The organism is Acidiphilium sp. JA12-A1 (genome assembly GCF_000724705.2).
Classification (GTDB): domain Bacteria; phylum Pseudomonadota; class Alphaproteobacteria; order Acetobacterales; family Acetobacteraceae; genus Acidiphilium; species Acidiphilium multivorum.
The window spans coordinates 118,038-144,138 of sequence record NZ_JFHO01000062.1 but is presented as its reverse complement, the minus strand read 5'-3'; the positions used below and the strand labels follow the sequence as shown (position 1 = coordinate 144,138).

Sequence of the window (26,101 nt, the reverse complement as noted above, 5' to 3'; positions counted from 1 at the left end):
ATCCCGGCGCGCTCGATGCGCTGCTCGCCCCGGTTGCCCGCTTCACCCGCCCCGGCCCGGCGCTGCGCCGCCTGCTGCGCGACGCCGCCGATCTCGAAACCGCGCTCGACACGCTGCGCCGCTTCGTCCGGCGCGAGGAATTCCACCTCGCGGTCGCGACGCTGGAGCGCCGCATCGGCGCCGACCAGGCCTCGCTCTGGCGCACCGACCTCGCCGATGCCGCGCTGGCCGCGCTGCTGCCGCGGGTGATGGCCGATTTCGCCGCCCGCCACGGCCGGGTGCGGGGCGGGCGCTTCGCCATCGTCGCCCTCGGCCGCGTCGGCGCGCGCGAGATGCAGCCCGGCTCCGATCTTGACCTGATGCTGATCTACGACCACCCGCCCGAAGCCGCCGCCGCCCGCCTGCCGCCCAGCCAGTATTTCCTGCGTCTCGCCCATGCGCTGGTCGCTGCCATCACCGCTCCCGGTGCCGAGGGGGCGATCTACGCGGTCGACATGCGGCTCCGCCCCTCCGGCAACAAGGGGCCGGTCGCCGTCTCGCTCGCCGCCTTCCGCCGCTACCACGCCGAGGAGGCCTGGACGTGGGAACGCCTGGCGCTGACCCGTGCGCGCGTGCTCGCCGCCACTCGCGGCTTCGCGCCGGTGGTCGATGCCGAAATCCGCGCCGCCCTTGCGCGCGATATCCCGCCCGCGACCACGTGCGCCGACACGGTGGCGATGCGCGCCCGCCTCGCGCGCGATGCGCCGCCCGCCGGCCCGTTCGACCTCAAGCACCGCGCCGGCGGCATGATGGAGCTCGGCTTCATCGCCGAGGCGCTGCAACTCGTCCATTTCCGCGGCGCGCCCTCGCGGTTCCGCCAGCGCACCGCCGAGGCGCTGGCGGAACTTGAGGCCTGCGGCGCGCTCGACCCCGCCGAGGCCGGCGCGCTCGCGGCGGCAGACCGATGGTATCGCGCCGTGCAGGCCATGCGCCGCATCACCGGCCTCGCCGATCCCCGCCCGGACTCTCCGAAATCCGCCCTTGCCCCCATTCTCGCCGCCGCCGGCGCGCTTGATTTCGACGGGATCATCGCCACGATGGAGGCGCAGGCCGCCGTCGTCCGCACGTCCTTCGTGCGCCATCTCGGCGATCCGCGCGGCATCACCAATCCACGAGGAGACACAGCATGAGCGTTGCCGAAGGCGACCAGGCGCCGGATTTCACCCTGCCCGCGACCGGCGGGCGCACCGTTTCGCGGGCCGGATACAAGGGCAGGCCCTTCATTCTCTATTTCTATCCGAAGGCCGACACGCCCGGCTGCACCAAGGAGGCCTGCGCCTTCCAGGAGGCGCTGCCGGCACTCGGCGGCATCGGTATCGACGTCATCGGTGTCTCGAAGGACAAGATGCCGGCGCTGGAGAAATTCGCCGCCAAATACAATCTCGCCTTCCCGCTCGCCTCCGACGAATCCGGTGCCGTGGTCGAGGCCTTCGGCGCTTGGGTCGAGAAGTCGATGTATGGCCGCAAATACATGGGGATCGACCGCTCGACCTTCCTCGTCGGGGCGGATGGCCGCATCGCGAAAGCATGGCGCGGCGTGAAGGTGCCCGGCCACGCCAAGGCGGTGATGAACGCCGCCGCCGCACTTCAGAAGGCATGACCCCGCCTGGCGGGGCCACCGGCGCCACGGATCGTGATGCCCGGCTTGCGCCCCGCCGCATTGCGCGCCGCCAACCGCTCCGGCATATCCGCAGCATGACATCGCACCGGCGTTACGGTCTCTTTCTCGCCCTTGCCGCTTTCGCCGCCCTCGGCACCGCCTATTTCGCCCAGGACGTGCTGCGGATGATCCCATGCCCGCTCTGCTATATCGAGCGCTGGCCCTGGCGCATCGCCGCCGCCCTCGGCATTCTCGCGGCGATCCTGCCGCGCCTGCCGGCACGAGTGCTGATCGGCCTCGCCGCGCTGGCGCTCTTCGTCAACGTGGCGATCGCCTTCGTCCATGTCGGCGCCGAGCAGCACTGGTGGAAGAGCCCGCTGCCGGAATGCAACGCGCCGCCGCCCTCCTTCGGCGCCAACCTGCCGCTCCGCCCTTCCGCCTCGTGCGACGCGCCGGTCTTCCTCATCCCCGGCCTGCCGGTCTCCTTCGCGACGATGGACCTGATCTGGTCGCTGGTGGTGGCGCTGGCGGCAAGTGCGCATATCTTCCGCGATAGACGGAGCAACGCATGAGCAAAGACATCGACTATCTCCCCGGCGATCGTCCGCCGCGCGCGGAAATCGCCCGCATGATCCGGGTTGACCATGCCGGCGAGTTCGGTGCCAAGCAGATCTATGCCGGCCAGCTCGCCGTGCTCGGCCGCGGGCGCCACGGCGACACGCTGCGCCATATGAAGGCGCAGGAGCAGGTCCATCTCGATACGTTCTCGCGCCTGATCGGCGAGCGCCGGGTGCGCCCGACGGCGCTGCTGCCGCTTTGGCGCATCGCCGGCTTCGCCCTCGGCGCCGCCACCGCGGCGATGGGCCCGCGCGCTGCCATGGCCTGCACCGTCGCCGTCGAGGAAACCATCGATGCGCATTACGCCGCCCAGCGCGACCGCCTGGGCGATGCGGAGCCCGAGCTTTCCGCGACGATCGAGACCTTCCGCCAGGAGGAGCTGGAACACCGCGATATCGGCCTTGCCAACGAGGCCGAGCAGGCGCCGTTCTACCGTTTGCTCTCGGGCACCATCCGCGCCGGCTGCCGCGCTGCCATCGCGATCAGCGAACGGATCTGAGCAGCCGCGCGCCCCAACGAAAGGGCAGGGCGGTTGGCAGCGGCGCCCGGCCGTCCTACATCTCGATGCATGAGCAGCACGGAACGCTTCGAGCAGGATCTCGTCAGGGCCGCCTTCGAGCTGGGCGCCGCACAGGGGTGGCGCCGCGTCTCCGTCGCCGCCGCCGCGCGCCATGGCGGGCTGGATCTCGACCGCGCCCGCCGCAGCTTCGCCTGCTCCGGCATGATCCTCGCCCGCTTCGGCCGCCTTGCCGACATGCACGCCCTTCACGGGGCCGCGACGGATGGAGCGGTGCGCGACCGATTGTTCGATCTCATCATGCGCCGGATCGACTTTCTTCAGCAGCATCGCGCCGGCGTGATCGCCCTGATGCGCCACGCCCCCACGGACCCGCTGCTCGCCTGCTGGCTCACCCGCGCCAATCTCGCCGCGATGGGCTGGATGCTGGAAGGCGCGGGCATTTCCTCCGCCGGCTTGCGCGGCGCCATCCGCAAGCGCGGCCTGCTCGCCGTCTGGGCCTGGACGCTACGCGCCTGGCTGCGCGACGAGTCCGAGGACCTGTCCGCCACCATGGCCGCGCTCGATGTCGCGCTGATGCGTGCCGAGCAGGCCGCCCTGCAATTCGCTGGGCTCCCCCGCGCGCCGATGGCAGCCGATCCCGCCGGCGACGCGCCGTTCACCCCCGACCCTGACCTTTCTGACGAAGCGGCGGACAACGCATAGCCCCTCGCGATTTCACAGTGCCGGGTCTAGACTTGCGCGGGGTAGAAAGTACTGCCCCACAGCCCCATGAGAGGAGTCATTCCATGGCCGAATCCCCCAAATCCAAGCATGGCGCCGAGCATAACCCGATGTCGGCCTTCATGCCGGATTTCGACTTCACCAAGGCGTTCAGTTCCATCAAGGTCCCTGCGATGGCGGATGCGGAGGTTGTGCTCGCCGCCTATCGCCGCAATCTCGAGGCGCTGTCGGAGGCCAACCGCGTCGCCCTCGAGGGGGCCCAAGCGGTAGCGCGCCGGCACATGGAAATCATGCAGAAAACCATGGCCGACCTCTCCGAACAACTCCGCAACCTGTCCTCCGTCTCCACCCCGCAGGACCGTGCGGCGCAACAGGCCGAACTGCTCAAGCACGCCTATGAGAGCGCGGTGGCCAACATGCGCGACCTTGGCGACCTCATCCAGCGCTCCAGCCACGACGCAGTGGAAACCCTCAACAAGCGCTTCTCCGAGGCGATGGACGAGATGAAACATCTCGTCGAACCCAAGAAGAAATCGTGACCGCTCCGCTCCGCCTGACCCGTCCCGCATGACCGCCACGATCGCCGCGCCCCGCCTCCCGTTCATTCCCGAACGCCAGGGGGCGCGGCCGATGCACAAGCCGCTCCGCGTCGTCTCCGAATACGAACCCTCCGGCGACCAGCCGGGCGCGATCGCCGATCTCGTCCGCGGCGTGCGGCAGGGCGAGCGCGACCAGGTCCTGCTCGGCGTCACCGGCTCGGGCAAGACCTTCACGATGGCGAAGGTGATCGAGCAGGTGCAGCGCCCGGCGCTGATCCTCGCCCCCAACAAGACCCTTGCCGCCCAGCTCTATGCCGAGATGAAGTCGTTCTTCCCGGAAAACGCGGTGGAATACTTCGTCTCCTACTACGATTACTACCAGCCCGAAGCCTATGTCCCGCGCACCGACACCTACATAGAGAAGGACGCGCAGATCAACGAGGCGATCGACCGCATGCGCCACGCCGCCACCCAGGCGCTGCTCGAGCGCGGCGATGTCATCATCGTCGCCTCCGTCTCCTGCATCTACGGCATTGGCTCGGTCGAGACCTACAGCCAGATGGTCGTCCGCCTCGAAGTCGGCGGCTCGATCGACCGCGACCGTCTCGCCAAGGCGCTGGTCGAACTACAATACCGCCGCAACGACGCCGCTTTTCAGCGCGGCACCTTCCGCCTGCGCGGTGAAACGGTGGACATCTTTCCGAGCCAGTACGAGGACCGCGCCTGGCGTGTCACCCTGTTCGGCGACGAGATCGAGAGCATCGCCGAATTCGACCCGCTGACCGGCGAGAAGGTGACCGACCTGCCGGCCATCGCGATCTACGCCAACAGCCACTACGTCACCCCGCGCCCGACACTCACCCAGGCGATTGGCAAGATCAAGGTAGAACTCCAGCAGCGGCTGCACGAATTCACCGAAACTGGCAAGCTGCTCGAGGCCGAGCGGCTGCAGCAGCGCACCACCTTCGACATCGAGATGATGGAAACCACAGGTTCCTGCAAGGGAATCGAAAACTATTCGCGCTATCTCTCCGGCCGCAATCCGGGCGATCCGCCGCCCACCCTGTTCGAATACCTGCCCGATAACGCGCTGCTCATCGTCGATGAGAGCCATGTCACCGTTCCGCAGATCGGCGGCATGTTCAAGGGTGACTTCGCGCGCAAGTCGATCCTCTCCGAATTCGGCTTCCGCCTGCCCTCCTGCATCGACAACCGGCCGCTGAAATTCGAGGAATGGGAGAGCTTCCGGCCGCAGACCGTGTTCGTCTCCGCCACGCCTGGGCCGTGGGAGATGGAGCGCACAGGCGGCGTCTTCGCCGAGCAGGTTATCCGCCCGACCGGCCTGGTCGATCCCGTCATCGATGTCCGCCCCGTCGAGCATCAGGTGGACGATCTTCTCGCCGAATGCCGCACCACCTCGCAGGCCGGCGGCCGCGTGTTGGTGACCACGCTCACCAAGCGCATGGCCGAGGACCTCACCGAATACCTCACCGAAAACGGTGTTCGCGTGCGCTACCTGCATTCGGATGTCGACACGCTCGAACGCATCGAGATCATCCGCGATCTCCGGCTCGGCGCCTATGACGTTCTGGTCGGCATCAACCTGCTGCGCGAGGGGCTCGACATTCCCGAATGCATGCTCGTCGCCATTCTCGATGCCGACAAGGAGGGCTTCCTCCGCTCCGCGACCTCGCTGGTGCAGACGATCGGCCGCGCCGCCCGCAATGTCGATGGTCGGGTCATCCTTTATGCCGACACGATGACCCGCAGCCTCAAATACGCGATCGACGAAACCGAGCGCCGCCGCGCCAAGCAGACCGCGTGGAACGAGGCGCACGGCATCACGCCGCAAAGCGTGAAAAAGCAGATCGGCGAGATCATGCATTCGGTGTATGAACAGGATTACGTCACCGTCGCGCCGATCCGCGACAGCGGCGCTACCGAATTCGTCGGCAAGGATCTGAAGTCGACCATCGCAGAACTGGAGAAACGCATGCGTAACGCCGCGGCCGATCTGGAATTCGAGGAAGCCGCGCGGCTGCGCGACGAAATCAAGCGGCTCGAGGCGCTCGAACTCGGGCTGACGCCGCCGCCTGCACCGAGTTCGTCACCGCAGCGCAGGCCTCGCAACCGCACGCCCGAACCGCTCGGCCCCGGCGGCGGTGGATACGACCCCGACAAGCGGCGCGGCGGCCGCCGGAGGCGCGGCCCATGAAACCCGTCCTCACGGCAGCCCTGCTTGCCGCCCTCGCACTCCCCGCTGTTGCTGCCGCTGCCTCGCCGATCCACCTTGTCGGGCAGAATGCCACCTACACGCTCGCCCTTTCGAAAGTGCGCGGCCATTCCGTCACCGGCGCCACCGGCCGCCTCGAATTCGACGTGCGCAATACCTGCGACGCCTATACCGTCACCCAGAAGATGACGTTGCTGATCCGCAACCAGGATGGCACCCTGAGCCGCACCACCAGCGACTACGATACCTGGGAAGCGAAGAACGGCCACCGCTTCACCTTTCTGCTCCGCCAGGGCGACGGCAAGAAGATGGAGGTGCAGGATCAGGGTACTGCGGTGATGGGGCCGAAAGGCGGGGAGGTTACCTATCTCGTCCCGAAAGGCCGCACCGAAAAGCTTCCGCCCGGCACGCTGTTCCCGATGGCCCACACCAGGGCGATCCTTGAGGCCGCCGAAGCCGGAAAGCCCTATATCGATCCGCCGCTGTTCGATGGCACCTCGACCCATGGCGCCGAGCATACCTTCGTCGCCATTCTCGAGCGGCAGGCGGCGCATCACGACCGCTTCGCGCATCTGTCAAAACTGCCCTCGACCCTCGTCGATATCGGCTTCTGGCCGCGCACCGAAAAAGATGACGAACCGGATTTCCGCACGCAGATGCGCTATTTCACCAACGGCGTCTCGCGTGACGTGCGGCTCGATTTCGGTAATTTCGTGATGGACGGCAAGCTGACCGCGCTGACCATCCTGAAGGATACCTGTCCGTCCGGCAAAGCCGTCCCGTCGGCGCCAACGCCGAAAGGCTGAGACAGCGAACCCGTAAATGCCGAACCGCCGGTCAGTGTTCCTGGCCGGCGGTCTCGTTTGGGCGAACCCGTGCTTTCGTGGTTGAAGACCAGCGAGGGCGTCAGTTGCTGCCCTCGCCACCCTCCGTCGCCGTCGGCACTGGCGCAGGTGCCGGTTCGGCGCTCTTGCGGGTGCGCCGTGCCGGCGTCTTGGCGACAACAGGCTTCGCGGTGCGGCGGGTCGGTGTCGGCCGCGCGGCGCTGGTCGGCTTCCCGTTTGCTGTCTTGCGGGTCGTTGCCGCGGTCCGCTTCGCCTTCGGCGCGGCAGCCGTAGTGGACTTCGCAGCGGAGGCCTTCTTCGGTGCAGCCTTCACGGCGGTTGCCTTCGCTGCGGGCTTTGCCGCGGCCTTGGCGGTGGCGGCCTTCTTCGGCGCTGCCTTCGCGGCGGTCTTGGCCGGAGTCTTGGCAGGTGCGGCCTTGGCGGCGGCCGCCTTCTTCGGCGCAGCCTTCGCAGTCGCTGTTTTCGTGGCCGGCTTTGCGGCGGCCTTCGGCGCGGCAGTCTTCGCTGCCGGCTTCGCGGCCTTCGCGGGCGGTTTGGCGGCAGCCTTGGTCGCCGTCGGCTTCTTTGCGACGGCCTTTACTGTCGTCATTTTTGCAGGCACCGCCTTCGGCTTTGCCTTCGCCGCAGGCTTCGCTGCCACAGCTTTTGCCGCCGGCTTGGCAGCAGCCTTCGGTTTGGCCGTCTTTGTGCTGGCGCGCACGGCCAGGGCCTGTGCGCGGTCTTCGGTTTGTCTGGTCACGAGATTACTCCTTCGCTCGGGGTTACAGGGGACGCGATCGACCGGATGCGAAATGGAAACGAAAACCGGAAAACACGATGCCACAGCATGTGCTGTGACAGGGATGGAGCTTTGATAGGATCTCCATATGTTGTTAGCTCAACTGACGCCATCGTGGTCTTCATCATTCTGCCGGCAGTCTGTCCTTCGCTTCGAGGCCTGGCTTCGCTGGTTCGCTGCCAGCGACCGTCCTTCCCTTTCGCGTGCGATACTCGATTTGACCGATCGGCTATTGACAGAATTGCGACGCGAATCGCGCGGCGCACGCAATTTCCGCTATCCACCGTATGAATGTGAAATGTCAACAAAAAGCATCGCGAATTCCATAGACTGACCGATTTTTTTTTCTGTCGTCATCCGCGCAACACGTTTCGTGCATCCGCCTTGACTGTCGAGCGCATTATCGTGCCGGTTCCGTGTGCGCGCCACGTCTGTCGGACCAACTGCGCGAAACACTTGCGCCGCGGCCGGATCAGTCCGATCATGCAGCCGTCTGGAGATGGTTCCAGACCTTGCCGTGGGAATGCCGGCTGTGGTCGAAGACACCGAGATCAACTGGATCGCATCGCGTCAGCGGACGAGATCTGCGGTTGCCATGCCGGGGTGGCGCACGGCCATCGGTCGCGGCATCCGCATGCGTTGCCCGTCATGCGGCAAGGTTTCCGCTTTTGAAGGATATCTCAGGGTCCGTCGCGAATGCCCGATCTGCGCCGCGCCGCTCGGCCGGGTGCCGTGCGACGACGCGCCGATCTATCTTACGCTTGTCATCGCCCTGCACATCGTGATCCTGTCGATGGTGCTGGCAGACGAGGATGGCGGCATGAGTTGGGTGGAGTCGCTCGTCATCTTCGTGCCGCTCGCGCTCGCTCTTCTTCTTCTGCTGTTGCGGCCAGTGAAGGGAGCGACGCTTGCGATCATGCTCAAGGTCAATCTCCTGCGTCCTGCAGCAATCCGGGCGACGCCGGGCAATGGCTGACGGCGCGGCGGAAATCCGCGGCCGCCTGCGTCGCGTCGTGCTCGACGAGGATATCGGCGGCGCGCTCTCGCCGATGCAGGAGGCCGACCGCAACCAGGCGATCGCCGATCTAGCCGCTGACAACCGTTTCGCCCTCGGCACACATCCCGACGCCGTCACGATCCTTCACCTTTCCGTGCAGGATGGCCGCCTCGTCTTCGACGTGCGCGACGAGGCCGATGAAACGTTGCAAACCCTCGTCCTCGCACCCGGCCCATTCCGCTCGATGATCCGCGACTACCAGATGCTGCTCGACAGCTACGCGACCGCGGTCGCTGAAGGCCGCGAGGCACGCATCCAGGCGATCGACATGGGCCGTCGCGGCCTGCACAACGAGGGCGCCGAACTCGTGATGGCGCGGCTCGACGGCAAGGTGCTGCTCGATTTCGACACCGCCCGCCGCCTCTTCACCCTCATCTGTGCGCTGCATCGTCGCGCGTAAGCGCGCCAAACCATCGCGCGTAAGCGCGCGAAATCATCGCGCATGAGCGCGCCATGCGTGCACGGCGATTGACGCGGCAACCCGCCTCGCGCCAGATCGGCAGAAGCAGACTCGAGGTGAGAGATGAAAATCGACGGCACGCCCTATCGTTCGATCTGGGTCGACGACGCCGACCGCTGGTCGGTCCGGATCATCGACCAGACCAAGCTTCCCTGGGCCATCGAGATTCCCCGGCTGACCACGCCCGAGCAGATCGCGCATGCGATCAGCGCGATGCTCGTGCGCGGCGCCCCGCTGATCGGCGCCACCGCCGCCTATGGCGTCGCACTGGCCATGCGCGCCGATCCGTCGGATGAAGCGCTGGAGACGGTCGTGCCCATGCTCGCCGCGACGCGGCCGACCGCGATCAATCTCCGCTGGGCGCTCGTGCGGATGCAGCGCGCGCTCTCCGCCCATCCGCCCGCCGAGCGCGCCGATGCCGCTTATGCCGGGGCCGCCGCGATCTGCGACGAGGATGTGGCGACCAACCGCGCCATCGGCGAGCACGGTCTCGGCCTCATCCGCGCCCGCGCGCAGGGCCGCCGCCGCGTCAACATTCTCACCCATTGCAATGCCGGCTGGATCGCGACGGTCGACTGGGGCACCGCGCTCGCGCCGATCTACATGGCGCACGACGCCGGCATCGATGTTCACGTCCTCGTCGATGAAACCCGCCCGCGCAACCAGGGTTTCTCGCTCACCGCCTGGGAACTCGGCAAGCATGGCGTGCCGCACACGGTGATCGTCGACAATGCCGGCGGCCATTTCATGCAGCGCGGCGAGGTCGACATGGTCATCGTCGGCACCGACCGTGTCACCCGCGCCGGCGATGTCGCCAACAAGATCGGCACCTACCTGAAGGCGCTCGCCGCGCGCGACAATGGCGTGCCATTCTACGTGGCGCTGCCCTCCTCGACGATCGACTGGACGATCGCCGATGGGCTCGGCTCGATCCCGATCGAGGAACGCGCCCCGGCAGAGGTCACCACCATCACCGGCCGCGCGCTCGACGGTTCGATGCTGACGGTCCGCATCGTCCCCAAGGACAGCACTGCCGCCAACCCCGCCTTCGACGTTACCCCCGCGCGCCTCGTCTCCGGCCTCATCACCGAGCGCGGCATCTGTGCGGCGAACGAGCGGGCACTGGCCGCGATGTTCCCCGACCAGGCGCTGCAGACGGCGGCGTGAGCACGGCGGCGCTTCGCCGTCTCGGTCTCGTCGCGATCCTCGCCGCGCTGGCGGGTTGTGCGGCGCGGCCGGACGCGCACGCGCCGCCCTTCGCCAACAAGCCCTATGCCGCGTTCTCCCGCGGTGCCGCCATCCGCATCGCCGAAGGCGAATGGCGCTACTGGGGCAGCCCCGTCATCGACGGCCCCGCCGATGACGAACCCGTGTTATCGCCCCCCGCGCTGCAGGAGCGCGACAATGCCGGCTGGCAGGAAGTCGGGCTCTACTGGTGGATCGGCATGAACGCTGGCCATCCCGAAGATCGCTGGACCGGCAAGCACGACGCGGCGGGGCGCGTCTTTCCCCGCGCGGTGAACGGAAGCTACGCCTGGTCCGCCGCCTTCATCTCGTATGTCATGCGCATGGCCGGTGCCGGCCCGCGCTTCCCCTACGCGGCGGACCATGCACGTTATATCGACGCCGCCTGGCGTGCCGCCCATGACGGCGCGAAACATCCCGAACTCCTCGCCGAAAATCCCGAAACCCACGCGCCCGCGCCCGGTGACCTCATCTGCGCCGGCCGCGCCAGCGCTGCCCACATCACTTATGCCGATCTTCCCACCAGGGGATATTTTCCCGCACATTGCGCCATCGTCGTCGCCGCCACACCGTCGGAACTTTCCGTCATCGGCGGCAATGTCGACAACACGGTGGCACTTACCCATGTCCCGCTCACCGCGAGCGGCACCCTCCTGCACCGCGACGGCACGATCGTCGATCCGCGGTATGACTGGTTCGTCGTGCTGCGCGTGCTGTACCGGCGCGATTGAACTATAGAGGCGCGATGGCCCGCACCCCATCCCCCGACGGCGATCTTTTCGGCGAGGCCGCGCCCGCGCAGACATCCGCCCCGCGCGGCGCGGTGCCGCTGGCCGAGCGCCTGCGCCCGCGCGAACTTGCCGAGGTGATCGGCCAGCCGCATCTCGTCGGGCCGGACGGCACGCTCACCCGCATGCTCGAACGCGGCAGCCTCGCCTCGCTCATCCTCTGGGGCCCGCCCGGCGTCGGCAAGACGACCATCGCCCGCCTGCTGGCCGACCGCGCCGGCCTCGTCTTCGTCCAGATCTCCGCCGTGTTCTCCGGTGTCGCCGATCTCAAGCGCGTCTTCGAGGAGGCCGCCCGCCGCCGCCGCACCGGCGCGCGCACGCTGCTCTTCGTCGACGAGATCCACCGCTTCAACCGCGCCCAGCAGGACGGGTTCCTGCCCGTGGTCGAAGAGGGCACCATCACGCTTGTCGGCGCGACCACCGAAAACCCGTCCTTCGAGCTGAACGGCGCGCTGCTCTCCCGCTGCCAGGTCCTCGTCCTCCGCCGCCTCGACGACGATGCGCTGGAACAGCTGCTGCGCCGGGCCGAAGCCGTGATGGCGCGCAAGCTCGCCCTCACCGATGCCGCCCGCGCGGCACTCCGTGCGATGGCGGATGGCGATGGCCGCGCCATCCTCAACATGGCCGAGCAGCTCTTCGCCGCGAATCCGTCGGCACCGCTCGACGAAGCGGCACTCGCCACCATCATCGCCCGCCGCGCCGCCCTCTACGATCGCGACCGCGAGGAGCACTACAACCTCATTTCCGCCCTGCACAAATCGATGCGCGGCTCCGACCCCGACGCCGCGCTCTACTGGTATGCCCGCATGCTCGCCGGCGGCGAGGACCCGCGCTACATCGCCCGCCGCCTGACCCGCTTCGCCGTCGAGGATATCGGCCTCGCCGATCCGGGTGCGCTCACCCAGGCCATCGCCGCCTGGGAGGCCTATGAGCGGCTCGGCAGCCCGGAGGGCGATCTTGCCATCGCCCAGCTCGTGCTCTACCTCGCGACGGCTCCGAAATCGAACGCCGCCTACCGTGCCTTCGGCGCCGCCCGCCGCGCCGCCCAGGCCACCGGCAGCCTGATGCCGCCCGCCCATATCCTCAACGCTCCCACGAAGCTCATGAAAAACCTCGGCTACGGCGCCGGCTACGAATACGACCACGACAGCGAAGAGGCCTTTTCCGGCCAGACCTATTTCCCCGACGGCATGAGCCGCGAAACCTTCTACCGCCCCGCCGGACGCGGCGCCGAACAGGAGATCAAGCGCCGCCTGCTGCACTGGGCCAAACTCAGGGAGGACCGCGAATGAGCGTCCGCATCGTCACCGTCGGGCCCGACCAGGCCGACATGCGGCTCGACCGCTTTCTTCGTAGCCTGCATCCAGGCCTCACCCAGGGGGCGATCCAGAAATTCTGCCGGACCGGGCAGGTGAGGGTGGACGGCAAGCGCGCCGAGGCCTCGACCCATCTCGCCGCCGGCCAGGCGGTGCGGATTCCGCCGGTGTCCGAAACCCCGGCGCCGAAACCGCGCCAGACGGTCGTGGCCAATGAATGGGACGTCAAGGAGCTGAACGCCCGCATCCTGCACCGCGATGCCGACGTGCTGGTGATCGACAAGCCCGCCGGCCTCGCCACCCAGGGCGGCAAGGGTATCGCCAGGCATCTCGACGGCATGCTCGACGCGCTCCGCTTCGACGCCGCCGAGCGCCCCCGCCTCGTCCACCGGCTCGACCGCGACACGTCCGGCGTGCTCGTCCTCGCCCGCAACGCCTTCGCCGCCAACCGCCTCGCCGCCGCCTTCCGCGGCCGCGACATGGAAAAGACCTATTGGGCCATCGTCGTCGGCCTGCCGATCCCGATGGAAGGCCAGATCGACCTGCCGCTCGCCCGCATCGGCGGCGCGCAGGGCGCGCGCACCCGCCCCGCCGACCGCGACGACGAGGATGCCGCGAAAGCAATCACCGACTACCGCACCCTCGACCATGCCGGGCGGAAATTCTCCTGGCTCGAACTGCATCCGCTCACCGGCCGCACCCACCAGTTGCGCGCCCATTGCGCCGCAATCGGCACGCCGATCCTCGGCGATGCCCCCTATGGCGAGCACCTCGCCTTCGCCGAGGGGTTCCCCCGCCAGCTGCATCTGCACGCCCGCCGCCTGGTCCTGCCGCATCCGCGCGGCGGCCGGCTCAGCGTCGAGGCGGAACTGCCGGCGCACATGAAAACCACCTTCGCGACACTCGGGTTCACCGCGCCGCACGCCACCCCGGCCCGGCGCGGCTGACGGAGAGATATCACGAGATCGTGAGTCTCGTCGTTCCTTTGGCGGCATGGCGCATCCGTGCACATGCCCCTATCTCCTGAAATGATGGAGGAGCGACGATTTCGCAGCGTGAAACGCGGCTTTCCGCGTATTCCGCCCGGTTTTGTGCATATCATGGGGCTTGCCGTCGCCGCCGGCGCGCTGGTCCCCGTGCCCACCGTCCACGCCGCCGATCCGCAACCCTACGACGTGACCTTCGTCCCCACCGGCGACGCGCCGCTCGACAAGCTGATCCGCCAGAGCTCGAGCCTCGAAACCCTGCGCCGCAAGCTCGAGGTCGGTCCCTTCGCGCTGATCGCCCGTGCCCGTGCCGACCGCAAGACTTTCCTCACTGTGCTGGAAAGCGAGGGCTACGATTCCGGCAAGGTGACCATCACGATCGACGGCCATACCCTGTCCGATCCCGCCCTGCCCGACCTGCTGCGCAAGGCGCCGGCCAGCCCGCCCGCGCGCGTCCGCGTGGCGATCGCGAAAGGCCCGCTCTACCATGTCGGCGCGGTCAGCACGCCCGGCCTCGCCGATCCCGCCGCCGCCGCCGCACTCGGCGTGAGTCCGGGCGAACCTGCCACCGCAGCTCCCCTCGTCGGCGCTGCCGTCCGGCTGGAAACGAGGCTGCGCAATCTTGGTTACGCCTTCGCGAAGGTCTCCCCGCCCGTGGCCGAGGCCGATGACGCGACGCACACGCTTTCTGTCACCTATCCGGTCTCGATGGGTCCGCGCGTCGATGTCGGCAGCATCACCTTCACTGGCATGCAACGGATGAACGGCCGCTTCATGGCCCGGCACATCGCGCTCAAGCCTGGCCAGCGCTACAGCCAGAAGGCGCTGGACGCCTCGCGCGACCAATTGCTCGGCCTCGGCGTGTTTTCCTCCGTCACCGCCAGCACGGCCGCCGCGCCGCGCCCCGCCGGCCAGGTGCCCGTCACCTTCACGGTGCGCGAGCGCAAGCGCCACACCGTCGCCCTCGGCGCTTCATATTCCTCCGATCTCGGCATCGATGCCAATGTCTCCTGGACCGACCGCGACCTGTTCGGCGAGGCGCAGAGCCTCACCTTGTCGCTCGGCGCCACCGGCATCGCCGGCAGCGGCCGCAGCCAGACAGCGACTTTCGGCAAGCACACTTACGTCGTCGCCCCTGGCTACGATGCGAAGGCAACCTACCGCGTGCCCGATTTCATCCGGCCCGGCCAGTCGCTCGTCGCCACGATCGAGGCGCTGAAACAATACCTGCCCGCCTACAGCCGCACCGCCTTTCTTGGCAGCGCCGCCATCGCCCATCCGCTCGCCCCGCATCTGACGCTCGACTACGGCGCCGGCTTCGTTTTCGAGAAGGTGAACCAGCAGGGAGTCAGCCGTACCTACCGCCTGCTCCAGCTTCCCGTGACCCTGTCCTACAACACGGCGAATTCGCTCCTCAATCCCACACGCGGTGTGAAGCTCGCACTGCACGTCACCCCAACGCTCGCCCTCGGTGCCGGCGCAAAACCCTTCGTCATCACCGAATTTACTGGCAGCACCTACATCAATCTCGAAGCTCCCGGCCGCGGCGTGCTGGCGCTGCACGGCGTGCTCGGCCGCATCTTCGGCGCCTCGCAATTCCAGATTCCGCCCGACCAGCGCTTCTACGCCGGCGGCACCGGCACCGTGCGCGGCTTCACCTACCAGACCGTCGGCCCGCTCTTCCCCGATGGCATTCCCGAGGGCGGCACCGCGATCGACGCACTGGAGACCGAATTCCGTCAGCGCATCGGCAAGCATTTCGGCGTCGCCCCCTTCATCGATGCCGGCCAGGTCTCGGCCAACGGCACACCCTTCACCGGCACGCTGCGCGTCGGTGCCGGTCTCGGCCTGCTCTACTACACCGGCATCGGCCCGCTGCGCGTCGATGTCGGCGTCCCGCTCAACCGCGCACCCGGCAGTTCCTCCTTCGCCGTCTATATCGGTCTCGGACAGGCCTTCTGATGCGCCGGGTCTTCAAAGTCATCCTGTGGATCGTCGCCATCCTGATCGCCCTGCCGGTCCTTGCCGTCCTCGCGCTCGACATCGCGCTGAACACCGGCGCCGGCCGCAACTTCGCCACGCACGAAATCAACGCGCTCTCCGGCGGCACGGTCAGGATCACCGGCCTCGCCGGCCATTTCCCGAAATATATCGCGGCACGGCGCATCGCGATCGCTGACCGCAAAGGCCGGTATCTCGTGATCGACGATGCCGTCCTTCGCTGGTCGCCATTTTCGCTCCTGCACCGCATGATCGACATCAGCGACCTCACCGCGAAGCGCATCGACATCCTGCGCCAGCCGGTCCCCGCGGCCGCGAAACCGAAGCCGAAACCATCCGCCGCGAGCGGCATCCCGAAAGTCGCGCTGGTTCTTGGCCATCTTAAAATCGGCCGCCTTGCCATCGCGAAACCCGTGCTCGGCCACGCGCTGGCGCTGAAGATCACGGGCCACGCCCGGGCGAAGTCGCTTGAGACCATCGCCGCCGAGATCGACGCCACCTCACTTGCCGGCCCCGGCACCTACCGCCTCGCCGCGACCCTCGATGCCAACAGGGTGAACGCGCATCTCACCGTCCACGAACCGCCTGGCGGCCCCATCGCCGCCTTCGCCGGCATCGCCAGCCAGCCCGATCTCGCGAAGAAGCCGGTCGATCTCTCGCTGACCATCGCCGGTCCGCGCGACCATGCCGCCCTCCGGTTCGCCAGCGCCCTCGGCGACCTCAAGGCGCGCGGCACCGGCACGGTCGACCTCTCGCAAACCGCCCCCGGCGGCGATCTCACCATCACCATTCCCGAACTCGCGCCCTATGCCGCCCTCGGCAAGCAGACGCTCGGCGGCCGCACCGTCCTGCACGTCGTCGCGAAGCATCAGCGCGGCGCCACGACACTTCACTTCGACGACACGGTCGAGATCACGAAGGCGACGAAACCGGTCCCCGTCCTGGTCGGCAAACGCGCCATGCTCGCGGGCGATTTCACCCTTGCCGGCGGCAAAACCACCATCCACAGCCTGACGCTCGACATGGCCGCCCTGAAGGTGAAACTCGCCGGCACCGCAACAAGGTTGCATGTCGCCCTCAAGGGCACGCTCATCCAGCCTGATATTGGTCTGGTCGATCCGCAACTCGCCGGCCACGTCACCGAAAACCTCGCCATCGACGGCCCGACCGACAATCTCGCCCTGCACGGTACGGTCGACGGTCTCGTGACCGCGAAGGGCGTGAAATCCGGCCCGTTCCATGTCACCATCGACGCCACCCATTTGCCCGGCGCGCCGCAGGGAAACCTCACGGGCACCGGCTCGCTCTACGATTCCCCGCTCTCTCTCAGCGCCGCCTTCGCCCGCAGCGCCGCCGGCGCGGTCGATCTCGACCTGAAGACCCTGTCCTGGAAATCGCTGCGCGGGCAGGGGCGCATCACCCGCGCCCCGGGCGCGATGCTGCCGGACGGCGCGATGCACCTCGCCATGGCCCGTCTCGCCGATCTCGCCCCGCTGCTGCACATGAAGCTCGCCGGCGCGTTCACCGCCGATTTCACCCACAAATCCGGCCAGCCCGCTGCCATCGCGCTCACCGCCAGCCACCTGACCGACGGCAGGACCGCCTCGCTCCGCGCCGCGCGGATCGACGCAACGATCGACCATCTTGCCCAGCCCCCCTCGATCGACGCCACCGCGACCCTCACCGGCGTTGATACCAAGGCGGCAGCCGGCAACCTCACCCTCACCGCCAAGGGCAGCGAGACCGCGCTCGCCGTCACCGCCGCGGGCCGCTTCGCGCGCCTCGCCGGCAAGCCGGCGCAGCTCGATCTCGGTGCCATGCTCGATGGCAAGACCCGCACCATCCGCCTAGCGAAACTCGACGCCGCCGCCCGCGGCGTCACCGCTCGCCTGCTTGGCCCGGCCACCATCAGCGCCGGTACGACCACCTCGATCCGCCATCTCGCCTTGGCCCTGGGCGGCCTCGGCGGTGCGGCGCGGATCACCGCTGACGGCACGATCCGCCCGTCGCTCGACCTCGCCGCGAAAATCACCAACCTCCCCGCCGGCATCGCCCGCGCCGCCGATCCGAAACTCGCCGCCACCGGCCTGCTCGACGCCACCGCCCATCTCACCGGCACGCTCGCCGCCCCCACCGGCACGATCGCGCTGCAGGGCAGGGGGCTCGGCCTCGCCACCGGCCCCGGCGCGAAGCTGCCGCGCGCAACACTCGCCGCCCGCGAGACCCTGCGCGGCCACGCCCTGCGCGGCACCATTGCCGCAACCCTCGGCTCCGCCCGCCTCAGCCTTGACGGCACCGCCCCGCTCGCGCTCACCGGCCCGATGGACCTGTCGTTCCGGCTCGACAATCTCTCGGCCTCTTTGCTCCATGCGGCCGATCCGAAACTCGCTGCCTCCGGCATCGTCACCGCCCGCGCCCGTCTCACCGGCACGCCGCGCGCGCCGCGGGGCACGGTCGATCTTGCGGCGAAGTCCATGCGCCTGCTCACCGGCCCGGCCTCGTCGCTGCCGCCGGCTGATCTCACCGCCCATGAAACCCTGCTCGGCCAGAGCGTCCGCGGCACCGCGCGCCTTGCCCTCGGCAACCGGGCCGACCTCACACTCGCTGGCACTGCGCCGCTCTCGGCGGCGGGGAAGATCGACCTCGCCCTGAACGGCCGTACTGATCTCCGCCTGGTCGACCCGCTTACCGCCGCCGGCGGCACCGTGGTCGGTGGCATCCTGACACCCGATCTCCGGGTCACCGGCACGCTAGCCGCGCCAGGCGCCGCCGGCACGCTCACCCTTGCCGGCGGCCGGGTGCAGAACATTGCCAGCGGGCTCGACCTGTCGGCGATCGACGCCACGATCACCGCTGCTGGCCGCACCATCCGGCTCGACCGTCTCTCGGCCAAGGCCGGAGTCGGCACGATCGACGGTTCCGGCACGTTCGGCCTCGCGAAGCCGATGCCGGTCGATCTGCGGATCGCCTTCCATCACGCGAGTCCGATCGCGAGCGACATCCTGACCGAGCGCCTCGGCGGCGCGCTCAGCCTCACCGGCGACATCGACACCGGCACCAGGCTCGCCGGCACCATCGCGATCGAGACGGCGAATATTCAGATCCCGCAAGGCCTGCCGCCCTCGGTGGTCAAGCTCGATATCCGGCGCAAGGGCGCACGCCCTCCGCCTCCCACCGCGCCCGCGCCCCCCGTGGCGCTCGACCTCACGGTCGATGCCCGCAACGAGGTGTTCGTGCGCGGCAAGGGCCTGTTCGCCAATCTCGGCGGGCGGCTGCATGTCGGCGGCACGCTCGCCTCGCCCCAGCCGACGGGCGGCTTCCACCTGATCCGCGGCTATTTCAATCTCGGTGGCCAGACGCTGAACCTCAGCCGTGGCACCGTCCGGTTCAATGGCAACGGCATGATGCCGGTGATCGACCTCGAGGTGAGCGGCACCGCCTCGGACGGCACCGTCTCAACCCTGGCGCTCACCGGCGAGGCGAGCGCGCCGAAGATCACCCTCTCCAGCTCACCCTCGCTGCCATCGGACGAGGTGCTGGCGCATCTGCTCTACGGTTCCAGCACGCAGAATCTTTCGGCGCTGCAGGCGGCTTCGCTCGCAGCCTCGCTGGCCGAACTCGCAGGAATCGGCGGCGGCGGGCCGGATGTGGTGGGCGGACTGCGCAGTGCGCTTGGGCTCGACCAGCTTTCGATCGGCGGCGGCACCAGCGCGCCGACGATCAATGCCGGCCGTTACGTCGCCCCCGGCGTCTATGTCGGTGCCCAGCAATCCGCGACCGGCGGCGGCACCGGCGCGAAAGTCGAGATCAATCTCTACAAGGGCCTGAAACTGAAAACCGAAGTGCAGTCGAACAGCGGCACCGGCGGCACCACCCGCCCCGGCGAATCGGTCGGCCTGACCTATCAGTTCGATTACTGAACGGGTGCGCCCAGAGCACTTCCCGATCCTCCGGGATCGGAAAGTGCTCCATCCAATTGATAAATTGAGCATCTTTATCCGATCAGATGATTCCATCCGATCGGATGATACTTTAGCCGCGCAGAATGGTCCGCCCGGCGAAGCGACCCGCGATGTCGAGTTCCGCCTCGATGCGGATCAGCTGGTTATACTTCGCCACCCGGTCCGACCGCGCCAGCGACCCGGTCTTGATCTGCCCGGCATTGGTCGCCACCGCGATATCGGCGATGGTCGCATCCTCGGTCTCGCCCGAACGATGGCTGATCACCGCCGTCATCCCCGCCCGCTGCGCCAGTTCCACCGCTTCCAGCGTCTCGCTCAGCGTGCCGATCTGGTTCACCTTGATCAGGATCGAATTGGCCGACTTCGCCGCGATCCCGCGCCGCAGCCGTGTCGGGTTGGTGACGAACAGATCGTCGCCCACCACCTGCATGGCGCCGCCGAGTGTGCTTGTGAAATGCGCCCAGCCCTCCCAGTCATCCTCTGAAAGCGGATCCTCGACCGAGATGATCGGAAAGCTCTTCGCTAGTGCCGCGATATAGTCGGTCATCCCCCCGGCATCGAGCACCTTGCCCTCGCCCTCAAGGTGATAACTGCCGTCCTTGTAGAATTCGGTCGCCGCGCAATCGAGCGCGAAGGCAATGTCCTCGCCGGCCCGGTATCCAGCAGCCTCGACGGCGCGCGTCATGAAGCCCAGCGCCTCCTCGGCCGATTTCAGCCCAGGCGCGAACCCGCCCTCATCACCGACATTGGTGTTGTGCCCGGCATCGTGCAGGATCTTCTTCAGCGCCTGGAATACTTCCGAGCCCATCCGCACCGCCTCGGCGATGCTCGCGGCCCCCACCGGCTGGATCATGAATTCCTGGATGTCGATCGGGTTGTCCGCGTGCTTGCCACCATTGATGATGTTCATCATCGGCACTGGCAGGGTGCGGGCATAGACTCCGCCGAGATAGCGGTAGAGCGGCAGCCCGATCTCGTCCGCCGCCGCCTTGGCGACGGCGAGCGAAACGCCGAGAATCGCATTCGCCCCCAGGCGGGCCTTGTTGGGCGTCCCGTCGAGATCAATCATCGTCTCGTCGATTGCGACCTGCTCGCTGGCATCCATCCCGCCGATCGCATCGAAGATCTCGCCCTCGACCGCCTCGACCGCGCGTTGCACGCCCTTGCCGCCGAACCGCGCCGGCTCACCATCGCGCAACTCGACGGCCTCATGCGCCCCGGTCGAGGCACCGGAGGGCACAGCGGCGCGTCCCATCGCGCCCGAATCCAGGATGACATCGACCTCGACGGTCGGATTGCCGCGGCTGTCGAGAATTTCCCGTGCGGTGATATCGGCGATGGCGCTCATCTGATCTCCCCTTTTGCAGTGCAACCGGGGCATACGCGCAAGGGCGGCCCGGCGCAATCAGCGGAGCAAAAACATCCCCTCGACCTCGACCGCCGCGTTGAGCGGCAGCGAGGCGACGCCGACGGTCGAGCGCGCATGCCGCCCCGCCTCGCCGAAAATCGCCACCGCGAGGTCCGATGCCCCGTTCATCACTTTCGCGTGCTCGGCGAAATCCGCCGTCGCCGCAATGAACCCGCCGAGCCGCACCACCTGGGCAACGGCATCGAGTCCGCCCTCGACATGCGCCTCGATCTGCGCGAGCACGTTGATAAAACAGGCCCGCGCTGCCGCAGTCCCGTCCTCGACCGTCACTCCGTCGCCGAGCTTTCCCGTCACCGCGAGCTTGCCGCCCGCGAGCGGCAACTGCCCGCTGACGATCGCCATTCCACCGGCGACCACCACCGGCACGTAATTCGCCACGGCCTTCGCCGCGGGCGGAAGGGTTATGCCGTTCTCGGCGAGGCGCGCGCGTATATCCATGGATCAGCTCACGAGTTTCAGGACGGGACGCTGGCGCTTCGGCCGGCCGGTTCCGGTCTCCGGCAGGTCCAGCGGCAGCAGCGGAGCGGCGGCATCGACACCAGCCGCATCGTCGGCAAGGTCGAGCGCCGCGAGATCGGGCCGCTGCGAATAGGTCGCGGCCAGGTGCCGGAACACATAGTCGAGGAGCGAGGTCGCCTGGCTGATCATTGCGTCGCCTTCCACCGCGCCGGCGGGCGCGAAGCGGGTGAAGGCAAATTCATCGACGAATTCATCCAGAGGCACGCCATGCTGCAACCCGATGCTGACCGCGCCGGCGAACGCCTCGGCCATGCCGCGCAGCGTTGCGGAGTCCTTCGGTAGCGAGATCATGATCTCGCCCAGCCGCCCGTCCGGATATTCACCGGTGCGCAGGAATAGCCGGTGCCCGCCCACCGAAACCTTCTGGGTGTAGCCGCCGCGGCGCGCCGGCAGCTTGCCGCGCCCGGCGGAGGCCGCGCGCGGCGCGGGGAGGGACGGCACCTCGGGCAGGATGGCGCAGACCGGTGCGATGGCCTCGCGCATTGCGGCGATGCCGGCGGCATCGGTCACGCCGAACGGATCGGCGCCGGCCAGGCTCGCGGCCAGCGCCGACTCGGCCGTACGGCCGGAGGCGGCAAGCCGCGCCTGCGCCCAGCGGGCGAGCCCGCCCTCGGAGTCCAGCGCCGAGAGCGGTGCTGCGATCCCAACCGTCTCGACGTCGAGCAGCATCTCCACCGGCCCCGGCGGCAGCAGCCCGGTCAGGCTGCGATGCTGGCGCAGGCCGCACGCCAGGGCCCGCTCGCGCGCGTCGAGCAAGGCGGCGCGCAGGCCGGGCTGGGCGCAACTGGCGGGAACCGGAACCGGCGTGATGGCGCATCCCGGCGCGATGCCCCGCGCCAGCAGCCCGGCCGAGGCAATATCCGCATGGGCGGCGAGCAGCGCGCCGATCGTCGCGGCCACGTCGCGCGCCGTGGGGCTCGCGTAATCGATATCGAGGCGCGCCAGCAGCAGGGCGAGGTCGGCCATGCCGAGTGCGAGGCGCTGGGCCGAAGGTTGCGCCAGCGAGAGGGCGAGCACCGCGTGTTCGACCGCCTCGCCGAACGCGGCAGCGTCGAACATGCCGCTCTCGTCGAGGAACTGCGGCAGGTTGAAGACGAAGCCAGGCACCGGCTCGGCACGGCCCTGCCAGATGCCAGGGCTCGGCGCGGCGCGGCGCGTTGCGACCAGCCGGTGCAGCGTGGACGCGACATCCTCGCCGCGACCCAGACGCTCCGCGGCGGCGGCAAGCGGCGCGATCCAGGCATCGGCCGCCTGGTCGACCCCGATCATCGAGCGATCGGCGCGTAGCGCCACCAGCCCGGCGGCGGCCTGATCGCTCCAGTCGGCAGGAATGATGGCGGGTTCGGGTGCGGCATCGGGATCGATCCCGATCTCGACCCGTTTGAGCCGGATGCCGCGCCACGCGCGGTGCGGTGTCGGGCGATGCCTGCTGGCGGGATCCTTCCTCATGCCCTCAGCCTAACGTGTTCCTCATGGGGTTTCCAGCGGCGGTCGGCGTCATCTTGTGGAAAATTCAGGTCACGGCCACAAAATCTTGTGGATAAGCCGGGGGGCACATGTGCCGGCGCGCGGATGGACCGATCCGACCGTCTCCTGTATAGCAGGCGGCATGAACGAACACCGTGATACGGCAGATGCGTCAACGGTTCCGACGCTGGCTTCGCTCGGCGGTCTGCGCCGGCTGATCGCCAATCCCGGGCTGACGTTGCACACGCTTCGCCACGGCCTGATGGTAGGGCAGGACAGTTTCGGCAATCGCTATTTCGAGGAACGCAGGGCCAGCAGGCCCGACGGCCGCAAGCGCCGCTGGGTGATCTATGCCGGCGGCGCGCGGGAAGCCTCGCTGGTGCCGCCCGAATGGCATGCTTGGCTGCATTTCACGACCGACGCCCCGCTCTCCGAGGCTTCGCGCCGCCCCTGGCAGAAGCCGCACCAGCCGAATCTGACGGGAACGCCTGGTTCCTACCGGCCGCGCGGCCACGATTATCGCGGCGGCACGCGGGGGATGGCCACGGGCGATTACGAATCCTGGACGCCGGAAGGCTGAGCGGCAAGCTGCTGCGCCGGAAGCCGGAAAGGGTGAGATGAAGAATCGGGTATCGGAAATCATCGCGGGCCTGGTCGTGATCGTCGCGGCCGCCGTCTTTCTCGCCTATGCGGCGTCGCGAACGCGCACCGTCGGCGGCACGGGATATGACTTGCGCGCGAGTTTCGGCAGCATCGGTCCGCTCACCGTCGGCTCTCCGGTCAAGATCGCCGGCGTCACGATCGGCGAGGTGACCCGCACCTCGCTCGACCCGCAGACCTATGCCGCAATCGTACAGTTCCGCATCCAGCCGGACGTCAAGATTCCGAAGGATAGCAGCGCGGCGATCGAGAGCGCGTCGCTGCTGGGCAGCGATTATCTTTCGATCTCGCCCGGCGGTTCCGAAACCATGTTGAAGCCCGGCCAGGCAATCACCGCAACGCAGTCGGCCATCAACATCGAATCGCTGCTCGGCAAGTTCGTCTTCAGCGCCGCAAACCTGGCGACCTCGACAGCGAAGGCAAACGGCGGCGGCACTTCGGCACCGGCCCCGAAATGAGCCTCCGTCGCGCCGGCGCCGTCGTTCTGGTGGTCGCGATGTTCGCGGCGCTGCCGGGCCGCGGACTTGCGCAGTCCGGTCAATCGGTGGTGACGGTGCCGGAGGCTCCGCCCGTCGCCTCGGCGCCGAGCCCAGCCATGCCGGATGGCGCGCTGCCGGCGCCGGACCTGCCGAACGCGCCCACCTTGCCGGGTGACCAGGGCGGCGCCTTTGCAGGACCCCCAACCCCGAAAGGTTCGCAGGCGACGCCGCCTGCGCCGCCGAAACAGGTCAAGCCGATCTGGGATCCGCGTCAGGCCGCGATTCTCGACGTGCTTGAGAAGGCCGATGGCGCGGTGAACCGGATCATCGCGCCCGTCGGGTCGAGTTTCACCGAAGGCGCGCTGCGGGTGACGATCGGCGCCTGTGTCGTCCGCCCGGCCGACATGCCGCCGGACGCTGCGGTATACATGACCGTGCGGCACGGCATGGCTGCCCCCGACCTGTTCCGCGGCTGGCTGATCCGCTCCGAGCCCGGCGCCACCGTGGTGGGTGACGCTGCGGTGACATTCCGCCTCATCGGTTGTTCCGCTGGCTGATCGCGGATATTTGTCCGTTCCGGATTGGTAACTTAAATCGCAATGACCGATTGTTAACCGTTTCGGCGGTCACGCCGGCAGGATCCGTCATTGTAACGACATAATTCCGCACCAACCTTCCCAGCGATTACACAACCGCATGGAGGCCACATGACCCATCGCTCGATCCTCTGCACCGCGTGCTGCGCTGCCGCGCTCGCGCTTGGCATGCAGGCGGCGCGGGCCGCGAATCCGCCGCCCGTGACCGGACCCTATGTCGATCTCGGCATCGGCACCAACCTGATGCAGAACCAGAAATACGATTTTGCCCAGCCGAACGGGGCGCGGGGCGGCAATCTGCTGTTTCGCCCCGATTATGCCGGGCAGCTCGGCGTCGGCTACGGCCTCGGCAACGGGTTCCGGGTCGAGCTCGACACCAATTTCTTCCGTAACAACGCCGTGAAGGCCGACGACAATGTCGAGGGCAAGAACCGCGCCTATGGCGGGGTCAACACCTACGGCTTCATGGTCAACGGGTATTACGACATCCCGACCGGGACCAATTTCGTGCCCTTCATCGGCGCGGGCCTCGGGTATCAGTGGCAGAAGTTCCAGCATATCGGCGTGGCGGACCCGTCCGGCGACGTTTATGGCGGCACGTATGGCAGCCTGGCCTATGATCTCAGCGCCGGCGTCGCCTATGACCTGCCTCAGGTTCCGGGGCTCGCGGTAACGGCGCAATACCAATACATGTCGCTGGTCCATAATCGGAAATACAATGATACCGGTGCCGTGCCGAATACCCAGATCAATGTCGGCCAGTCGGGCAATCACACGTTCCTGATCGGCCTGCGCTACGAGCTGTTCCCGCCTGCGCCGCCGGCTCCGGCCGCGGCTCCCGCGCCGACGCCGGTTGCGGCTCCGGCTCCGGCTCCGGCCCGCACTTACCTGGTGTTCTTCAACTGGGACAAGGCGAACCTGACGCCGCGGGCGCAGCAGATCGTCTCCGAGGCGGCGAAGGCGTCGCAGACCACGAAGGTGACGCGTCTGAACGTGAACGGCTATACCGATACCTCGGGTGCGCCGGCCTACAACATGAAGCTGTCGCTGCGCCGCGCGCACAACGTGGCGGCCCAGCTGGTTGCGGATGGCGTGTCGAAGAACGACATCGTGATCAAGGGCTATGGCGAGACGCACCTTCTGGTGCCGACCGGCCCGAATGTTCGCGAGCCGCAGAACCGCCGCGTGGAAATCATCCTTCACTGAGCAAGGCCTGCGGATCGGATCAGGAAACCCCGGCGGAA

23 protein-coding genes and 1 pseudogene are annotated in these 26,101 nt (G+C 68.0%); 21 read left to right on the top strand and 3 right to left on the bottom strand.

Going from position 1 to position 26,101, the window contains the following annotated elements; all coding sequences use genetic code 11:
• The 17 genes and pseudogenes from RT91_RS12435 to RT91_RS12355 all read left to right on the top strand — a co-directional run.
• Positions 1-1,169 (top strand): annotated as a pseudogene (locus RT91_RS12435) (glutamate-ammonia-ligase adenylyltransferase); the annotation flags it as partial.
• Complete coding sequence (locus RT91_RS12430) at positions 1,166-1,639, top strand: peroxiredoxin (RefSeq protein WP_035187518.1); 474 nt, start codon at positions 1,166-1,168, stop codon at positions 1,637-1,639. The pseudogene RT91_RS12435 and the gene RT91_RS12430, both read left to right, overlap by 4 nt.
• A 95-nt stretch (positions 1,640-1,734) precedes the next feature.
• Entirely contained in the window at positions 1,735-2,211 is a 477-nt protein-coding gene (locus RT91_RS12425; RefSeq protein WP_007423049.1) for a disulfide bond formation protein B, read from the top strand.
• Positions 2,208-2,756: a demethoxyubiquinone hydroxylase family protein gene (locus tag RT91_RS12420; protein WP_007423047.1), complete on the top strand. Its 549-nt coding sequence runs from the start codon at positions 2,208-2,210 to the stop codon at positions 2,754-2,756. The genes RT91_RS12425 and RT91_RS12420 overlap by 4 nt, the downstream gene beginning before the upstream one ends.
• Before the next feature lie 69 nt (positions 2,757-2,825).
• Positions 2,826-3,479 carry a hypothetical protein gene (locus RT91_RS12415; protein ID WP_035187517.1) on the top strand — a complete coding sequence of 218 codons (654 nt, stop codon included), beginning with the start codon at positions 2,826-2,828 and terminating at the stop codon, positions 3,477-3,479.
• A gap of 83 nt (positions 3,480-3,562) precedes the next feature.
• Positions 3,563-4,036: a phasin family protein gene (locus tag RT91_RS12410; RefSeq protein WP_007423045.1), complete on the top strand. Its 474-nt coding sequence runs from the start codon at positions 3,563-3,565 to the stop codon at positions 4,034-4,036.
• Positions 4,037-4,064: 28 nt separating this feature from the next.
• Positions 4,065-6,251: an excinuclease ABC subunit UvrB gene (uvrB, locus tag RT91_RS12405; protein ID WP_035187516.1), complete on the top strand. Its 2,187-nt coding sequence runs from the start codon at positions 4,065-4,067 to the stop codon at positions 6,249-6,251.
• On the top strand, positions 6,248-7,075 hold the full coding sequence (locus RT91_RS12400; protein WP_011941317.1) for a cell envelope integrity EipB family protein: 828 nt from the start codon (positions 6,248-6,250) through the stop codon (positions 7,073-7,075). The genes uvrB and RT91_RS12400 overlap by 4 nt, the downstream gene beginning before the upstream one ends.
• 188 nt (positions 7,076-7,263) lie before the next feature.
• Complete coding sequence (locus tag RT91_RS22885) at positions 7,264-7,968, top strand: hypothetical protein (protein WP_154653519.1); 705 nt, start codon at positions 7,264-7,266, stop codon at positions 7,966-7,968.
• A gap of 447 nt (positions 7,969-8,415) precedes the next feature.
• Complete coding sequence (locus RT91_RS12390) at positions 8,416-8,868, top strand: DUF983 domain-containing protein (protein ID WP_231295403.1); 453 nt, start codon at positions 8,416-8,418, stop codon at positions 8,866-8,868.
• Positions 8,861-9,349 (top strand): UPF0262 family protein, encoded by a 489-nt coding sequence (locus RT91_RS12385; RefSeq protein ID WP_007423040.1) that lies wholly within the window; start codon positions 8,861-8,863, stop codon positions 9,347-9,349. The genes RT91_RS12390 and RT91_RS12385 overlap by 8 nt, the downstream gene beginning before the upstream one ends.
• A gap of 123 nt (positions 9,350-9,472) precedes the next feature.
• Positions 9,473-10,576 (top strand): S-methyl-5-thioribose-1-phosphate isomerase, encoded by a 1,104-nt coding sequence (mtnA, locus tag RT91_RS12380; protein WP_035187514.1) that lies wholly within the window; start codon positions 9,473-9,475, stop codon positions 10,574-10,576.
• The gene (locus RT91_RS12375; protein WP_011941320.1) at positions 10,573-11,385 is read left to right on the top strand and encodes a DUF2272 domain-containing protein; all 813 of its coding nucleotides are present in this window, start codon (positions 10,573-10,575) and stop codon (positions 11,383-11,385) included. The genes mtnA and RT91_RS12375 overlap by 4 nt, the downstream gene beginning before the upstream one ends.
• Before the next feature lie 14 nt (positions 11,386-11,399).
• Entirely contained in the window at positions 11,400-12,734 is a 1,335-nt protein-coding gene (locus RT91_RS12370; RefSeq protein ID WP_035187513.1) for a replication-associated recombination protein A, read from the top strand.
• Entirely contained in the window at positions 12,731-13,705 is a 975-nt protein-coding gene (locus RT91_RS12365) for an RluA family pseudouridine synthase (RefSeq protein ID WP_035187511.1), read from the top strand. The genes RT91_RS12370 and RT91_RS12365 overlap by 4 nt, the downstream gene beginning before the upstream one ends.
• 108 nt (positions 13,706-13,813) lie before the next feature.
• Positions 13,814-15,706 carry an autotransporter assembly complex family protein gene (locus RT91_RS12360; protein WP_240314281.1) on the top strand — a complete coding sequence of 631 codons (1,893 nt, stop codon included), beginning with the start codon at positions 13,814-13,816 and terminating at the stop codon, positions 15,704-15,706.
• Positions 15,706-19,665: a translocation/assembly module TamB domain-containing protein gene (locus RT91_RS12355; RefSeq protein ID WP_035187509.1), complete on the top strand. Its 3,960-nt coding sequence runs from the start codon at positions 15,706-15,708 to the stop codon at positions 19,663-19,665. The genes RT91_RS12360 and RT91_RS12355 overlap by 1 nt, the downstream gene beginning before the upstream one ends.
• A 112-nt stretch (positions 19,666-19,777) precedes the next feature.
• On the opposite strand, the gene eno is transcribed toward RT91_RS12355, so the two are convergent.
• Genes eno through RT91_RS12340 form a run of 3 tightly spaced genes read right to left on the bottom strand, consistent with a single transcriptional unit; the run spans position 19,778 to position 23,104 of the window.
• Positions 19,778-21,055: a phosphopyruvate hydratase gene (gene eno, locus RT91_RS12350; RefSeq protein ID WP_035187507.1), complete on the bottom strand. Its 1,278-nt coding sequence runs from the start codon at positions 21,053-21,055 to the stop codon at positions 19,778-19,780.
• A 57-nt stretch (positions 21,056-21,112) separates the two neighbouring features.
• Positions 21,113-21,574 carry a RidA family protein gene (locus RT91_RS12345; protein ID WP_007423032.1) on the bottom strand — a complete coding sequence of 154 codons (462 nt, stop codon included), beginning with the start codon at positions 21,572-21,574 and terminating at the stop codon, positions 21,113-21,115.
• Between the two features lie 3 nt (positions 21,575-21,577).
• The gene (locus RT91_RS12340) at positions 21,578-23,104 is read right to left on the bottom strand and encodes a hypothetical protein (RefSeq protein ID WP_035187506.1); all 1,527 of its coding nucleotides are present in this window, start codon (positions 23,102-23,104) and stop codon (positions 21,578-21,580) included.
• A 160-nt stretch (positions 23,105-23,264) separates the two neighbouring features.
• On the opposite strand from RT91_RS12340, the gene RT91_RS12335 reads away from it, so the two are divergent.
• The 4 genes from RT91_RS12335 to RT91_RS12320 all read left to right on the top strand — a co-directional run bounded on the left by RT91_RS12335 (position 23,265) and on the right by RT91_RS12320 (position 26,063).
• Positions 23,265-23,702, top strand: a complete 438-nt coding sequence (locus RT91_RS12335; protein WP_256363798.1) for an NADH:ubiquinone oxidoreductase subunit NDUFA12 — start codon at positions 23,265-23,267, stop codon at positions 23,700-23,702.
• Between the two features lie 37 nt (positions 23,703-23,739).
• The gene (gene mlaD / locus RT91_RS12330; protein WP_011941327.1) at positions 23,740-24,240 is read left to right on the top strand and encodes an outer membrane lipid asymmetry maintenance protein MlaD; all 501 of its coding nucleotides are present in this window, start codon (positions 23,740-23,742) and stop codon (positions 24,238-24,240) included.
• Complete coding sequence (locus RT91_RS12325; RefSeq protein WP_013639235.1) at positions 24,237-24,818, top strand: DUF2155 domain-containing protein; 582 nt, start codon at positions 24,237-24,239, stop codon at positions 24,816-24,818. The genes mlaD and RT91_RS12325 overlap by 4 nt, the downstream gene beginning before the upstream one ends.
• 150 nt (positions 24,819-24,968) lie before the next feature.
• Positions 24,969-26,063, top strand: a complete 1,095-nt coding sequence (locus tag RT91_RS12320) for an OmpA family protein (protein WP_011941328.1) — start codon at positions 24,969-24,971, stop codon at positions 26,061-26,063.
• Positions 26,064-26,101 lie beyond the last annotated feature (38 nt).